Genomic DNA, 14,566 nt, shown 5'->3' on the forward strand with positions numbered 1-14,566 from the left:
ATGCCTGGCTTCGAAACTCTGCTCCCCCGTCCCGTCTCGGTGGAACCGCTGCCGGGACAGTGTCCAGCACCGTCCGAAGTGGACGTTCGCATCGATGCCGGACTGCCAGCCGAGGGCTACCGGCTGGAGATCGACCCGTCCGGAGTGACACTGCACGCGGCCGACGCGGCGGGCGAGCTGTACGGCCGCCAGACGCTCCGGCAGCTCATCGGCCCGGACGCGTTCCGGGCCGCGTCCATCCACAATGGACAAGCCACGATCCCGTGCGGAGTGGTGACCGACCATCCGCGTTTCGGCTGGCGTGGTTGTTTACTCGACGTGGCAAGGCATTTCCGGACCAAGGCCGAGGTGCTGCGGTTCATCGACCTGCTGGCCGCGCACAAGCTCAACGTGCTCAACCTGCACCTGACCGACGATCAGGGCTGGCGGATCGAGATCCCCGAGTTCCCCAAGCTGACCGAGGTCGGCGGCTGGCGGAAGTCGTCCATGGTCGGGCGGCACGACGGCCCGGAACGCGACGGACGGCCACACGGCGGGTTCTACACGACCGAAGACCTCCGCGAGATCGTCGCGTACGCCGACTCGCGCTCGGTGACCGTGGTCCCCGAAGTCGACATCCCCGGGCACGCACGGGCCGCGATCGCGGCATACCCCGAACTCGGACCGGAAACCGCCGAACCGTGGGAGGTCTGGACGAGCTGGGGCATCAGCACGTCACTGCTGAACACGGAGAAGTCCACTGTGGACTTCTTCAAGGGCGTCTTCGACCACGTGCTGGAGATCTTCCCGTCGGAGGTCATCGCGCTCGGCGGCGACGAAGTACCCGGCGCGACCGAGGAACACGGCCGGTTCGTCCGCGAGATCGCCCAGCACCTGGTCGAACGAGGACGTCGTCCCCTCGGCTGGGACGAGGTGCTCGAAGCGGGTGACCTGCCGCCGATGGTCATCGGCTCGTGGCAGAGCGAGGCAGCCGGGGCACGCGCGGCGAAGGCCGGACACGACGTCGTCATGTGCCCGGAAGACCACGTGTACCTGGACCACCGGCAGTCGGACCACCCCGACGAACCGATCCCCGTCGGCTATCTGCGGACGCTCGAGGACGTCTACGGCTACGAGCCGGTGCCCGCGGATTTCCCTGCCGACCGGACGATTCTCGGCACACAGGCACAGGTGTGGGCGGAGCACTTGGACACTGTGCGCCGCGTCGACTACGCCGCCTTCCCGCGGTTGAGCGCTTTCGCCGAGGTGGCGTGGAGCAGCCCGGAAGGCCGGGACTACGCGGAGTTCCTGCCGCGCCTGCGGGATCACCACCTGCCGCGGCTGGACGCACTGGGCGTCGAGTACCGGCCGCTGGACGGACCGCACCCGTGGCAGACACGGCCTGGGGTTCCTGGGCGTCCTCGCTAGCTGATCAGAGATGGACATCGGGTGGGCCGCCATTACCTGCAGCCCAACCGATGTCGCTCTGACACCTTCATCCCCCGTTGTCGCCGCGAACTTCTCGCATCGCTTTCAGGAGCGTTTCGGCGGCCATCGACCAAGTGCGCTTCTCCGCCATCTCCGCACGCAGGAGCCTCGCCATCCCGAACGAGGGCTTGGGATTGGCGAGGACGGCCGCGATCGCGTCTCCCCATCGCAACGTGTCCTTGTACTCCTCCTCCGTGACCGGAATCAGTTTGTTCGACAGATCCACCGACAATTCGGATTGTTCTTCGGAGAGCAGGAGGCCCAACCCGCTTCGCTTGCTGATCAGCGTCGGCACCCCGAGCTTGATCGCCTCCAGCCCGACCAGTCCGAACCCCTCGGAGCGGGAGGGCATGATGACGACGTTCGCACGGTGCAAGTCCTGTCGCAGAGCCCCGCTGTCCGGAGAGTACGGCCGTGGGACCACCCGAAGAGAATCGGTGCCCGCCCACGATTTGACTTCGTGGATCAAGCGATCGGAGTCTCCTTTCTCCGCCCCGCGAAGCACCAGTTCGACTTCAGGTTCGTTCGCGCCTCTCTGCGACAGCACATGCCCCAAAGCCCTGGCGGCGATGTCGACACCTTTGATCCACGCTTCTTGTTTCCCCAGCCGCCCCATCAGCAGCACGCGAACCGTGTCGCTGAGCACCGGCGTTTCCGCAACGTCCTCGGAGACATCGAAACCCGGGTCGAGTCGCACCACCTCCGGGCCTCCGGAACCACGCAGATGGTCCCGCAGGTTGTTGCTCAGCGCCGGCCCGACCCCGATCGCCAGATGCGCCTTTTTCGCGATCTCGATCTCGTGCCTGCTGCGCTCGTCGGCACGGGCGGCCGGATCTCCGTCCATCCTCCGTTTGTCGACTTCGACTCGATCAGAGACGACATGCAGGAAATGCAGGAGCTTGGCGTCCCGGTAGTGATCTTCGACCAGCCACAAGGCCGCTTCGCCGGTCTTACGACCATGCCCGATCACGAAATCAGGGGTGATCGGCGGAGTGACGACCGGTGGCCGGGACAACGCGGTTTCCGGTGCTCCCAGCGCGGAGGGCGGATGCACCAGGTGGACGCCTGACGCGGCCGCGTCGCGCCGCTCCTCGTCACTGGCGCTCGGGACCGAGCAGTACACCTCTGCCCCTTGAGCCACGAGTGCTTTGCAGAGCTCACGGTTGATGGTGCTGATACCGCCGCCGTGTCGCGAGGCCCACTCGGTGTTGACCGCCAGCACACAAACCCGCCCAGGGTCGGCGACAGTCACCTCGGGCCGGGGCTCGTCCCCTCGCGACTCTTCGTGGTCCTGCCCCACCTGAGCCATCTGCACGCCGCGGAGCCGCTCGACGTCCGCGACCGCACCGACTTCGTTGTACAGGGCGATCGCCGCCGCGCGATGCGCGTCGGCGTCGACCAGGCGGCCTTGCGCGGCCGCTGCCCGGCCGAGGCCCTCGTAGGCCACCGCCTCTTCTCGCTGTGCTTTGCCCGATCGGGCATGGTCTATCGCAGCCCGGTAGTGCTTCGCCGACGCATCGAGGTCACCCAAGAGCAATTCCGTTTCAGCGAGGTGGGAAATGAGCTGCGCGATATCACCGTCGCGAAAGAGAAGTTTCCGGTAGTCGACCAGCACTTTCTCGAAGTTCAGTTTCGCGGCGGCGAACCCACCGAGCCGAAGCTCGCAACGCGCGATGCAATCGAGCGCGATCGCCGCGTTCGCGAGCTGCGCCTGATCGTGGTAAAAGACCCAGGCGCGTCGCGACAGGTCCAGCCCCTGACTGAAATCACCTCTCTCGTAAGCGAGCCAGGCCCGGTTCGCTCCGACGTTCATCTCGCCGAACCGGTCATCGACGGCGGAGAACTCCGTCTGAGCGCGCGAGTACAGTTCCATCGCCTCGTCCTTGCGGCCGAGTTGCATGCTGGCCAGGCCGAGGTTGTTGAGCACGATGGCGATCGCTCGATGATCACCGGTTCGTGTCGCCGCCTCCATCGCCTGCTCATAGCAAGCCGTCATCAGTTCCCACTGCTTGGTTGCGTAAAAGTAGCCTCGAAGGCAGTAGGCGAACTGCCAGCAGGCCTTGTCTTCGAGCCGCGAGACCATCTCCTGGATCAATGGAAGGAAGTTGTCGACTTCACTCTCCATCCATTTACTCGCCGAGTAGGCATCCGGGAACAATGGTGTCTCCACCGACGGAGACACCAGATCGAGCTCCAGCCGATAGCGGTGCTCGTCGATATGGGAATCCGCCGCGGCGGCGGCGTGCAAAAAGTATTCGAAGAGCCTGCCCCTTGCCGAATCCTCTTCAGGACCGGACAAGAGTTCGGCGTCAGGGCGGCGCAGGTGATCCCGCAGGACGTCGTGCAGGCGGTACGCGCTATGGGAATGACGTTCGAGCATCCCTGCTCTGATCAGCTCGTCCAACAGGCTTTCGGCCGCGGCGGGCGAGATTCCCGCCAGTGCCCCGGCCGCCCACGCGTCCACCCGAGGACCTGGATGCGCCGCCATGAGCTGCAGCATCGCCAGCTGCGCGTCGGACAGCGTGGCGCAGGAGGCCTCCAGAACCGCGGTCACGCTTCGCAGCCCATCGGTGAACTCATGATGACGAGCCGCTTGATCGGCGAGGCGGGCGGCCACGTCCTCCAGCCGCCGGGCCGGGTTGTCCCGGAAACGCGACGCGACGATGCACACAGCGAGGGGGAGCCGATAGCACATCTCGGTTATCTTCCGGACGACCGCCGGATCGCCCCTTTCCGTCGTCGTCCCCAGTTCGGCGACCGAGGTGAACAAGGCCACCGCGTCGGCTGGTTCCAGCGCCCGGACGTGCTGGTGCAAGGCGGCGTCCAAAACGGTCAGTGGCTGACGGCTGGCGATGATGACCGCGGACCTGCCGTTGGGCGGGCGCAAGGCGTGCACCTGCTGTGCGCTCGAGACGTTGTCGAGCATGACCAGGACTCGGCGTCCGGCGAGCTTCTGCCGGAGAAGAGCGGTCCGATCCTCTTCGCTCGGTGGCACCAGCTCACCGGGTACCCCCAGCCGTCGCAGGACACGGACGAGTGCCTCGTCCTTCCCCAAGGGCTGACTGTCCGGGTTGTAGCCTTGCATGTCGAGGTAGATGCAGCCGTCCGGGTAGTCGTGATGGAGCCGCTCGGCGACCCATAACGCGATCGCCGTCTTGCCGACACCGGCCATGCCGTAGAGCACGCAAACACGCGGCAAGCGGCTCGGCTCGGCGGGGCGGAGATGCCGTTCGAGCCCCCTCGCCTCGATGTCGCGGCCGATCAGCTTGCGCGGCCCGGCCGGCAGGTCGCACGGTGGTTCGACACGGGCACGCCGTTCATCGACGGCCAGGACCGCGGCCGCCCGCGCCAGCTCGTCACCTGTTCCCAGGACGCGATCGCAGGCGGCGGCGAAGGTAGTCGTCGGTGGTGCCACCCCGTGCTCCACGCGACTTATCTGTGCCTTGCTGTAGTGGATCAGATCCCCGAACGCTTTCAAGGACAAGCCGGCATCGACGCGCAACCCCTGCACTCTCGCCCCGAATACTTTTCGGTCCACCGCTGCCCTCTTCTCGCGGTCACGCGTTCTACTCGAGCGTTCACCCATGGTCAGGCAAGTCACCTCGGCGAAAGCCCTCCCCGAGCCGTTCAGCCGTTACAAAACCCGATGGGAACGATGGAACGGCATGGCAGGTCGCGGCGACCACTACACATGGTGAAGTCTCTGGGGAGAAAGACTACTGGATGCCACCTGCGCCAGTGTCGGCTGAGAGGACCCAACGAACTTGTCCGATGCGATCTACGACGTCTTCCTATCGTTCTCCGGCAGCGATAGGAAGTTCGGGCGCGCCCTTGCGAAGAAGCTGCGGTCACAGAAGATGGACGTCTTCCTCGACGAGGACGGGATCGCGCGCTCCGACAGTCTCACGGAGAGTATCGAGCTTGCCCTGCAGGGGTCGAAGACGCTCGTGGCTTATTACTCGGCGAACTATGGCAGCAGGCCCGCGTGTCAGCACGAACTCATGACGGCCTTCCTGGCCGCTCAGCGGGAAGACACCATCCGGCGGCGGATCCTGGTGATCAACCCCGAGCCAGGCACGGACCATATTCACCCGATCGAACTGGCCGACGCCAAGTTCGCCCTGGCCCGAGCAAGGACTGCCACCCTTGCCCGGTGGATCGCGGCAAAGACACGCGAGATGGACGGGCCCCTCGGCCCGCCGCCTTCTTTCGAGGGACATCTATGGCCCGTCTGGCTGGCTCGTCACGTCCAGGGGTTCCTCGGACGGCACCGCGAACTTTGGCGCCTCCATACGGAACTCCACGCCAGCAAATATCCTGTCATCAGAGAACGCGCCTACGGCTCCTTTGTGTCGGTCTGGGGCTCCCCTGGCTCGGGAAAGACCGCTCTCGTCGTGAACTACGCGTGGCGGTTCAGGGACGCGTTCCCCGGTGGAGTCCACTGGCTGAGTCTCGCCCGAGCCGAGTCGAGGCTGGATCGTGTTCAGTCCGTCTATTGCGGCGAACTCCGACGCGTCGGTCACGACATCGGCTTGGACCTGGGTCTCGTCCCGGACGAACGGCTTCCCGCGACCTTGGCACGAGCACTCAGGAGGTCCGGTTCGGCCAGTCTGTGGATAGTCGACGACCTTCCTCCTGGTTGCGGTCCCGAGCACCTGGACCACCTGGTGCTTCCCAGCGGGACCGGAGCGCACACGATCCTCATCGGCCATGATGCCGCTTTCCGGGACCGCCTGCCTACCGTCCAAGTGGGGCCACTGCCTTCAACCGAAGCGAAAGAGTTGCTGGACTCGTACCGGATGCCTGACGACGACATAGACCGGAAGAGTCGCCTGGACGTCATTCACGATCTGGGCGGCAATCCAGGGGCTTTGGTCGCCCTCGGAGAACATCTCAGGAACAGAGAGGGGTTTTCCTCTTATCGCACAGCCGGGGGCGAGCTTGCCGTCGAGGGGCCGCTGCGCGATGCCGTGTTCGAGGGGGCCCGGCGGGTCGTGGACCTCATGAGCAGTGATGAGCTAATGCTTCTCACCTTTATTTCTGGCGCCGACCAGTACGAGTTCCCCGGTAGTGTGATCGCGGCGGCGCCGAGCTTCGCCACCGTCGATGTCGCCGCCGTATTGCTCGGTTTACTCAGCCGCGCGGTGGCGACCCGCGACGACACCCTGTGGCATCTCGATCCATTGGTGGCGGAAGCAGCCAAGGAGCGTCACCGGGCACTTGACGTCAAAGCGATCCCACAAACGGAAATCACCGACTTTCGGGTTGAGGTCGCCAAAGCTCTCAAGAAGACAAGCGGATCTCGAAAGGACCGCCGAACCACCGCGGCCGAGGCCGCGGCCAGTCGATCTCGACGAATCGTGGCCGGTATATCCGTACGTCGGCGATGTTGTCGCCGTGGTCCAGGCTGTTCACGTTGTACGACACCGTGAGCTTCCCCGGACGGCTCAGCCGCGGATGCGCGGTCGCGTCGTAGACGATCCGCCGGTCACTCGCTTCGGGTGCCCGGTAGAGAACGCGTGGCTGCCCGAACGGCCCGGTCGGCGAACTCGCCGGGTACGCGAGCATCACCGGGCTGAAGCCGGGGCTGGTGTCCATGGTGATCAGCACGTATCCGGTACCGATCCGGGTCACCGAGAACGCCGTCCCGATGCCGGACAGCATCCGGGTGGCGTCCTCCTCGTGGGACGACCAGCCCGAGCCGGTCCAGAACTGCCATGGTCCGCGAAGGCTGCCGGTGGGCACCCTGGCGAGCTGGAGGTGTCCCTGGTCGCTGCCGTAGATGTAGGTGTATCCGCCGTCTTCGAGCAGTTCCGATCCCCACGCGACCCGGTCGCTCACCGGGATCACCATCAGCTCGGACGGCGTCAGCGCGGGCAGCCGGAAGGTGGCCAGCGAGGTCCCGGTGCCCCGGAAGTCGAGTCCGCCGGGCCCCGTTGTCTTGTACCGGTTGTAGAGCACCCGCAGGACGTCACCTTCGACGACGCCGTCGCCGACCCAGTAGTGCTCCCCTGAGCCCGCGAGCCCGATCAGCGCCTCCGGATCGCCGGGAGTGCCGCCGTGCAGCGTCTCCCCCAGCGTGCCGTCGGGCCGCTGGACGACCAGGGTGTTGCGGGCGATCGGGCTGTCCGACGGGCGGCTGTGGTCGGGGTTCACCTCGCCGAGGAACGTATCCGAGAACAGCCACGCGGTGCGACCGTCCGGCAGCGGGACCGACACCGTGCGATCGCCGCCGGTCCAGTGACCGCCCTGATCGCCGTAGCGATCCAGAGATCGTTCAACGCGGGAGCGGGGTCTACCGGCATCGGCGCGATCCCGCTGCTCGCCAGCACCGCGCTGAGCAGCAACGCGACCGGACCGAGAATCCACGACGCCCGACGCATCGGATCATGCTAGAGCCGACGAGGTCTTTGTACGAGCCTTGTGCGGCAGGTGGTTACGGTCCGCGGAATGTCCTGGAAACTGTTTTCCGTGAGCCTGCTCGCCGCAGTCGCGTGCACCGGCTTCACGACGGCCGAAGCCGCCCCGAAGACCTACTACGTCGACCAGGTCTCCGGCAGCGACACCGCGAGCGGCACCTCGCAGCAGACACCGTGGAAATCGCTGACGAAGGTTTCCGCGACCACGTTCGCCGCGGGCGACACCGTCCTGCTGCGGCGCGGCGCGGCCTGGCCCGGCGGCCTCACCGTCAAGGGATCGGGCGTCACGATCGGCGCGTACGGCACCGGTGCCCGCCCGATCGTCAAGGGCAACACCGAAGCGTGCGTCGATCTGCCCGGCAACGACAACCGCGTGCGGGACCTGCAAATCGGCGTCGCGGCCGACGCCGGGCGCTGCTCGTGGGCCGGGGTGAAGGTGACCGGCGACCGCAACAAGGTGCTGTCGAACCTGATCACCGGCGCCGGCGCGGGCGTGTACATCGCACCGTCGGCAGACCATACCGAGGTCACGCAGAACGACCTCGTCGACAACAACCACATGACCGTCGTGACCCCTGGCGGCAACGACGACTCCGGCGCGTTCGCCGTATTGGTCCAGGGCAACGACTCCGACATCGGGTGGAACCGGATCAGCGGCTCGATCGCGAAGTCCGACGACTTCGGCGGCCTCGACGGCGCCGCAGTCGAAATCTTCTACGGATCCCGCAACGTCATCCACCACAACATCTCCGAGGACAACGAGACCTTCACCGAACTCGGCACGGACGCCAAGGATCCCGACGGCGTCTCGACCGGCAACGTCTTCGAGTACAACGTGATCTTCGGCGCCAAGACGCGCGGCGGGATCATCACGCGCGGGGCCGAAGACGGGAACGGGCCGGTGCTCGGGACGGTGTTCCGCAACAACTCGCTGCGGCTCTCGAACGCCGAGTCGGAGGGTTTCGTCTGCTACGGCGGTTGCACGAACCAGATGCTGACGATGACGCAGAACGTCGTCCAGGCGGCGTTGAAGGTCGGCTACGCGGACCCGACCTTTACCGCGACCGACCACAACGTCTACTTCGGCGGGCTGCGGCAGTTCACCGTGGGGGCGACGGACAAGGTCGCCGATCCGAAGTTCACTTCGGCGACGAACCTCGTGCTGAAGGCGGGAAGCCCGGCGATCGATCTCGGTACCACGAAGTACGACGACCGCGACGTCGACGGGAATCCCGTCTACGCCGGTGCCCGGGTCGACGCGGGGGCCTACGAGTTCCAGGGCTGAACGCCGTGAAGGCCTCCTTCCCTACCTTGAGAGTCGGGGTCCCGGCAAAGTTAAGATCTTGCAGGTCAGGTGGCTGTTCGCCGCCTGCGTGAGGCTGACGATGAAGGAATCGGGACGTTGAATGTCCCCATTCCTTCACCGTCAGCGGGCACACCGATTGCGGAGCCCCCCGGGCGGGGAAGAATCCGGACGTTCAACGTCCGGAATCCTCCCCGCTCGACCCTTGCGGGGCACTAACGATGTCAAGCCCGGATTACCAAGAGCACCGCCTGACCAGCAACTCTGCGACTTTGCCGGGACCCTGACCTTGAGAGTAGGGAAGGAGGCCTTCACGGACTTCCGAGCGTCAGTTGTAGATGCGCTGGATGGCGCCCGCCGCGACGAGCCCGTTGGCCCACAGCGAGTTCACCCGCGAGACCTCCTGAGCGTTCGGGTTCGCGTTGGTGCAGGACGGGCCGGGGCCGCCGCCGGACATCAGTTCGGAGCACGGGCCCTGGTAGTTGTCCGGCAGGCCGAGCGCGTGGCCGGTCTCGTGCGCGGCGATCCGTGTCTGGTTGTACTGCTGCGCCTGCGTGTAGTCGATGAAGATGGTGCCGCGGCCGTGGCCGTCGGTCTCGGCGTACGAGCCCGAGGGGTCGTTGCCCTCGGTGTAGCGCAGGGTGGCGCCTGACGAGCTCTCCTGCAGCTTCACGTTGGACACCGAGTTGTTCCAGTTCGCCACGCCCGCCTGGATGGCGGCACGGAAGCTGGGCGCTCCCGAGGCGTCGTAGTAGACCGTGGTCGCCGCCACGGTCTGCTGAGCAGGCTGGACCGCGGCCGTGGCCTGACCCGCGGTGACCGGGACGGCGAGCAGCGCCAAGCTCACGGACGCGGAGACGAAGAACTTCCTTGCCATGGACCCACTCCTTGTGAGGACAACGGAATGGTTCGTGAATCTAGGAGCGAAACCCGAGAACGGGCACCAACTTTCGTCGCTTCCGCCAGCTGGTGATTTACCAACACTTTCGCCCTATTGACATGCACGTGTTCGCATACGACGATATTCGACCACGAGCTGCCGTATAGGTCGTTATACGGTTTTCGGCCGGTACCAGACCTCGGGGCGGCCGACCTGGCCGTAGCGCGGCTCGCGCTGGGCGAGGCCGTTGTCGGCGAGGTATTCGAGGTAGCGCCGCGCGGTGACCCGGGAGGCACCGATCGCGGTCGCGGCCGCCCCGGCGGACAGGCCGTCCGCGGCCGAGGCGAGGACTTCGGTGATCGCCTCCAGGGTCTGCCCGCTCATCCCCTTCGGCAGCGCTTGCCGCTCGGTGGTGCGCAGGGTGCCGAGCGCCCGGTCGATCTCGGCCTGCCCGGTGACCTCGCCCGAAGAGCCGCGGAACTCGGCGTAGCGCTCGAGTTTCTCCCGCAGGGAAGCGAACGTGAACGGCTTCAGCAGGTACTGCACCACTCCGACCGACACGGCGGCCTTGACCAGCGCCAGATCACGCGCCGAGGTCACCGCGATGACGTCGATCGGGAGCCCGGCCGCGCGCAGCGACCGGCAGACCGCGAGCCCGTGTGTGTCCGGGAGGTAGAAGTCCAGCAGCACCAGGTCGACGGGCTCGCGTTCGCAGAACCGCAACGCGTCGCCGCCGGAGTGAACGACGCCGGACACGGAGAAGCCGGGCATTCTCTCGACGTACACCCGGTGCGCGTCGGCGGCGACCGGTTCGTCCTCGACGACCAGCACCTTGATCATCGTGTCGGCTCCTTCGGCGGCAAACGCACAGTGAACACCGCGCCCTCGTCGCGGCCGACGTCGATCGTCCCACCGTGCCGCCGCACCGCCTGACCCACCAGTGCCAAGCCGAGCCCGTGGCCGTCCTCGGGTTTGGTGGACCAGCCGCGCCGGAAGACGTCCTCGACGTCGTCCACGCCGGGGCCGGTGTCGGCGACCCGCAGCAGCAACCCCTCCGCGCCGGACCGGACGGTGACCTCGACGCCGGGCCGCCCGGCCTCGCCGGCGTTGCCCGCCGCCGCGTCGATCCCGTTGTCGATCAGGTTGCCGAGAATGGTCACCAGGTCCCGCGGCGGGACGCCGGTGTCCGAGTCCTCCATGACGGTGTCGGGCGTGATCGTGAATTCGACGCCGCGTTCGCTGGCCTCCGCCGCCTTGCCCAGCAGCAGCGCCGCGAGCACGGGTTCGGCGACCGCGCCGACCACCCGGTCGGTGAGTTCCTGCGCCAGCGCGAGTTCCTCGGTCGCGAACTCGACGGCCTGTTCGGGACGGCCGATCTCGACCAGCGAAACGACGGTGTGGAGCCGATTCGCCGCCTCGTGCGCCTGCGACCGCAGCGCCTCGGCCAGTCCGCGCACCGTGGTCAGCTCACCCGTCAGCGCCTGGAGTTCCGTGTGGTCGCGCAGGATCACGACGGTGCCCATCGCCTCGCCGCGCGACCGCACGGGCGCGGTGCTGACCACGAGCACCCTGGCTTCGGTGAGGTGGAGTTCGTCGGTGCGCTCCTCCCCCGACGTGAACGCTTCGACGAGGTCTTCAGGAATGTCCAATGTGGACAGCTCTCGGCCGACTGGGTCACCGTCGACGCCGAGCAGCGCGCGGGCGCCGTCGTTGCACAGCACCACTCGCCCGTCGCCGCCGACGAGCAGCAGCCCCTCGCGCATCGAATGCAGGACGGCTTCGTGGTACTCGAACAGGTTGCTCAGTTCCTCGGGCGCGATCCCCCTGGTCTGCCGCCGGAGCCGGGCGCTGACCAGATAACTGCCGATCCCGCCGACCACCAGCACCGCCGCCGCGACACCGACCAGCGGCCACAGGCGTTCGCGCAGTTCGGCGTCAATCGCCTTGACGGTGATGCCGACCGAGACAAGTGCGACGACCTGACCTCCGGTATCGAACACCGGGACCACGACGCGTTCGGACGGGCCGAGCGAACCGGCGTAGGTCTCGGTGACCCGGCCGCCGCGTTGCGCCTCGCCGATGTTCCCGATGAACCGCTGTCCGATCAGCTCCGGATTCGGGTGGGTGAAGCGGATCCCGTTCTTGTCCATGATGGTCACGAAGTCCACGCCCGTGTCCGTGCGGACACTCTGCGCGAACGGCTGCAGTATCCGGCTGGGCTCCGATGTGGACAGTGCGGAGAGGACTCCTGGCGCGTCAGCCACCGCTTCGGCGACCGTGAGCACCTGATCCCGCGCCCGGTCTTCGGTAGCCCTGACGGAATCGAGGTAGGCGAAGGTCACCCCTGCCGCGACGAGCACGAAAAGGACCACGAGCTGGAGAACCAGCAGCTGGCGGGCGAGAGAACCGCGCCTGGTCCGGGTCCGCGTCGTCGAGGGCACGCACCCATACCAGCACACCGGCACCCGGGCCGCTCGGTCCGCCCGGACGGAATTCCCCGGAAACCACTCGCGCGAACTCAATGAACACAACCGTGACCCAGCTCACCTGGCCGGGTGATAGTGACCGGCAATCCCGGACACCCCCTGAGCTGGAGGCAAAGGTGCCTACAACGCCCGAAGCGGCGCCGCGTCGCCGAGACAAGATGCACTACCTGTACGTGGCCGTGATCGTGGCGGTGCTCCTCGGCATCATCGTCGGGTTCGCCGCGCCAGGTCTGGCCAAAGAACTCAAGCCCCTCGGCACCGGATTCGTCAACCTGATCAAGATGATGATCTCCCCCATCATCTTCTGCACCATCGTGCTCGGCATCGGATCGGTGGCGAAGGCCGCGAAGGTCGGCAAGGTCGGGTTGCTGTCGCTCGGCTACTTTCTGATGATGTCGACGTTCGCGCTCGCGATCGGCCTCGTCGTCGGCAACCTCCTCCACCCGGGCGAGGGCCTGCACCTCGATCCGGCCGCCGCCGCGAAGGCGCACACTCAGGCCGAAGGCGGCGAAGGATCCGTCGACTTCCTGCTCGGCATCATCCCGACCAGCTTCGGTTCCGCCTTCACCGAAGGCCAGGTCTTGCAGACGCTGCTGGTCGCGTTGCTCGCCGGATTCGCCGTCCAGAAGCTGGGCACCAAGGGCGAACCGATCCGCCGCGGCATCGAGCACATCCAGCGGCTCGTGTTCCGGATCCTCGCGATGATCATGTGGGCGGCCCCGATCGGCGCGTTCGGCGCGATCGCCGCCGTCGTCGGGGAAACCGGCTGGGGCGCGCTGCGCAGCCTCGCCGTCATCATGATCGGGTTCTACCTGACCTGCCTGGTGTTCGTGTTCGGCGTGCTCGGAACGGTGCTGTGGCTCGGCGCGCGGATCAACATCTTCACGCTGCTGAAGTACCTCGGCCGTGAGTTCCTGCTGATCCTGTCGACCTCGTCGTCCGAGTCGGCCCTGCCGCGCCTGATCGCGAAAATGGAACACCTCGGCGTCTCTAAACCCGTTGTGGGCATTACCGTGCCCACCGGGTACTCGTTCAACCTCGACGGCACGGCCATCTACCTGACCATGGCGACGCTGTTCATCGCCACCGCGCAGGACCAGCCGCTCGCACTCGGCGAGCAGATCTCCTTGCTACTGTTCATGATCATCGCCTCGAAGGGCGCGGCGGGCGTCAGCGGCGCCGGTATCGCGACGCTGGCGGGCGGCCTCCAGTCGCACCGGCCGGAACTGGTCGACGGCGTCGGCTTCATCCTCGGCATCGACCGGTTCATGTCCGAAGCCCGCGCCTTGACCAACTTCGCGGGCAACGCCGTAGCGACCGTCCTGGTCGGTACGTGGACCAAGGAGTTCGACCGCGACCGGGCGAACCAGGTGTTCAGCGGCCAGGCCCCGTTCGACGAAGCCACCCTGATCGACGATCACGCCTCGGATCCCCACGAGGGCCGTGACGACGACCGGGAGAAAGCCGTGGCGCACGCTTAGCGCGCGGCATGAGTGAAACCGCGGTGCGAGGGTCCCCCGTCCTCGCACCGCGGTTCTTCGTTTCCGGGACCTGTGGTGTCAGGCGCTGACCTTCTCGTCGTAAACGACACGGGACGCGGCGATCGAGTCGCGATGGCGTTCCGCCCAGTGCAGCAGGCCGCTCAGCGACGCGTACAGCTCCTTCGCCATCGCTGTGGCCTCGTACTCCACCTTCGGCGGCACGGTCGGGTACACGGTACGGATCAGCAGGCCGTCGCGTTCGAGGTTCCGCAACGTCAGCGTGAGCATCCGGCGGCTGATCCCCTCGACCGACCGTTCCAGTTCGGTGAACCGCACGGGACCGCGCGTGGCCTCCAGCAGGATGCCGATCGCCCACTTCCCGCTGATCCGGTTGATCACCTCGAGCACGGTGCACACCTCGAGTTTTTCCGGGTCGACCACCCTGGCCTGCGCGGTCACATCGGTGTTCCCCTGGGACATCAAAGTGCCTCCTTCCGGCAGGGAACAGAGTCACACAAGATGAGCGCTGT

9 protein-coding genes are annotated in these 14,566 nt (G+C 66.6%); 4 read left to right on the plus strand and 5 right to left on the minus strand.

The features are described 5' to 3' along the window. On the plus strand, window positions 1–1,407 hold the full coding sequence (locus ACLARN_RS37460) for a beta-N-acetylhexosaminidase (protein WP_409496218.1): 1,407 nt from the start codon (window positions 1–3) through the stop codon (window positions 1,405–1,407). A 67-nt stretch (window positions 1,408–1,474) separates the two neighbouring features. Here the strand turns inward: ACLARN_RS37460 and ACLARN_RS37465 are convergent, their stop codons facing one another. Next, window positions 1,475–5,053: an NB-ARC domain-containing protein gene (locus ACLARN_RS37465; protein ID WP_409496219.1), complete on the minus strand. Its 3,579-nt coding sequence runs from the start codon at window positions 5,051–5,053 to the stop codon at window positions 1,475–1,477. Between the two features lie 178 nt (window positions 5,054–5,231). Here ACLARN_RS37465 and ACLARN_RS37470 point away from each other — a divergent pair, with 178 nt between their 5' ends. Both ACLARN_RS37470 and ACLARN_RS37475 read left to right on the plus strand, forming a co-directional pair. Then, a complete protein-coding gene (locus ACLARN_RS37470) occupies window positions 5,232–6,899 on the plus strand; it encodes a TIR domain-containing protein (protein ID WP_409496220.1) in 1,668 nt (555 codons plus the stop codon). A gap of 1,018 nt (window positions 6,900–7,917) precedes the next feature. Beyond that, entirely contained in the window at window positions 7,918–9,171 is a 1,254-nt protein-coding gene (locus ACLARN_RS37475; protein WP_409496221.1) for a choice-of-anchor Q domain-containing protein, read from the plus strand. Between the two features lie 346 nt (window positions 9,172–9,517). On the opposite strand, the gene ACLARN_RS37480 is transcribed toward ACLARN_RS37475, so the two are convergent. From ACLARN_RS37480 to ACLARN_RS37490, 3 genes are all read right to left on the minus strand, one after another. Next, a complete protein-coding gene (locus ACLARN_RS37480; protein ID WP_409496222.1) occupies window positions 9,518–10,066 on the minus strand; it encodes a snapalysin family zinc-dependent metalloprotease in 549 nt (182 codons plus the stop codon). Between the two features lie 174 nt (window positions 10,067–10,240). Then, entirely contained in the window at window positions 10,241–10,909 is a 669-nt protein-coding gene (locus ACLARN_RS37485; protein ID WP_409496223.1) for a response regulator, read from the minus strand. Beyond that, on the minus strand, window positions 10,906–12,510 hold the full coding sequence (locus ACLARN_RS37490) for an ATP-binding protein (RefSeq protein WP_409496224.1): 1,605 nt from the start codon (window positions 12,508–12,510) through the stop codon (window positions 10,906–10,908). Before ACLARN_RS37490 ends, ACLARN_RS37485 begins: the two co-directional genes overlap by 4 nt. A gap of 203 nt (window positions 12,511–12,713) precedes the next feature. Here ACLARN_RS37490 and ACLARN_RS37495 point away from each other — a divergent pair, with 203 nt between their 5' ends. Further along, window positions 12,714–14,036, plus strand: a complete 1,323-nt coding sequence (locus ACLARN_RS37495) for a cation:dicarboxylate symporter family transporter (protein ID WP_409496250.1) — start codon at window positions 12,714–12,716, stop codon at window positions 14,034–14,036. A gap of 78 nt (window positions 14,037–14,114) precedes the next feature. Here the strand turns inward: ACLARN_RS37495 and ACLARN_RS37500 are convergent, their stop codons facing one another. After that, window positions 14,115–14,516 (minus strand): winged helix-turn-helix transcriptional regulator, encoded by a 402-nt coding sequence (locus ACLARN_RS37500; protein WP_076157104.1) that lies wholly within the window; start codon window positions 14,514–14,516, stop codon window positions 14,115–14,117. Window positions 14,517–14,566 lie beyond the last annotated feature (50 nt).

This window comes from Amycolatopsis sp. cmx-11-12 (genome assembly GCF_046269425.1).
Classification (GTDB): Bacteria; Actinomycetota; Actinomycetes; order Mycobacteriales; family Pseudonocardiaceae; genus Amycolatopsis.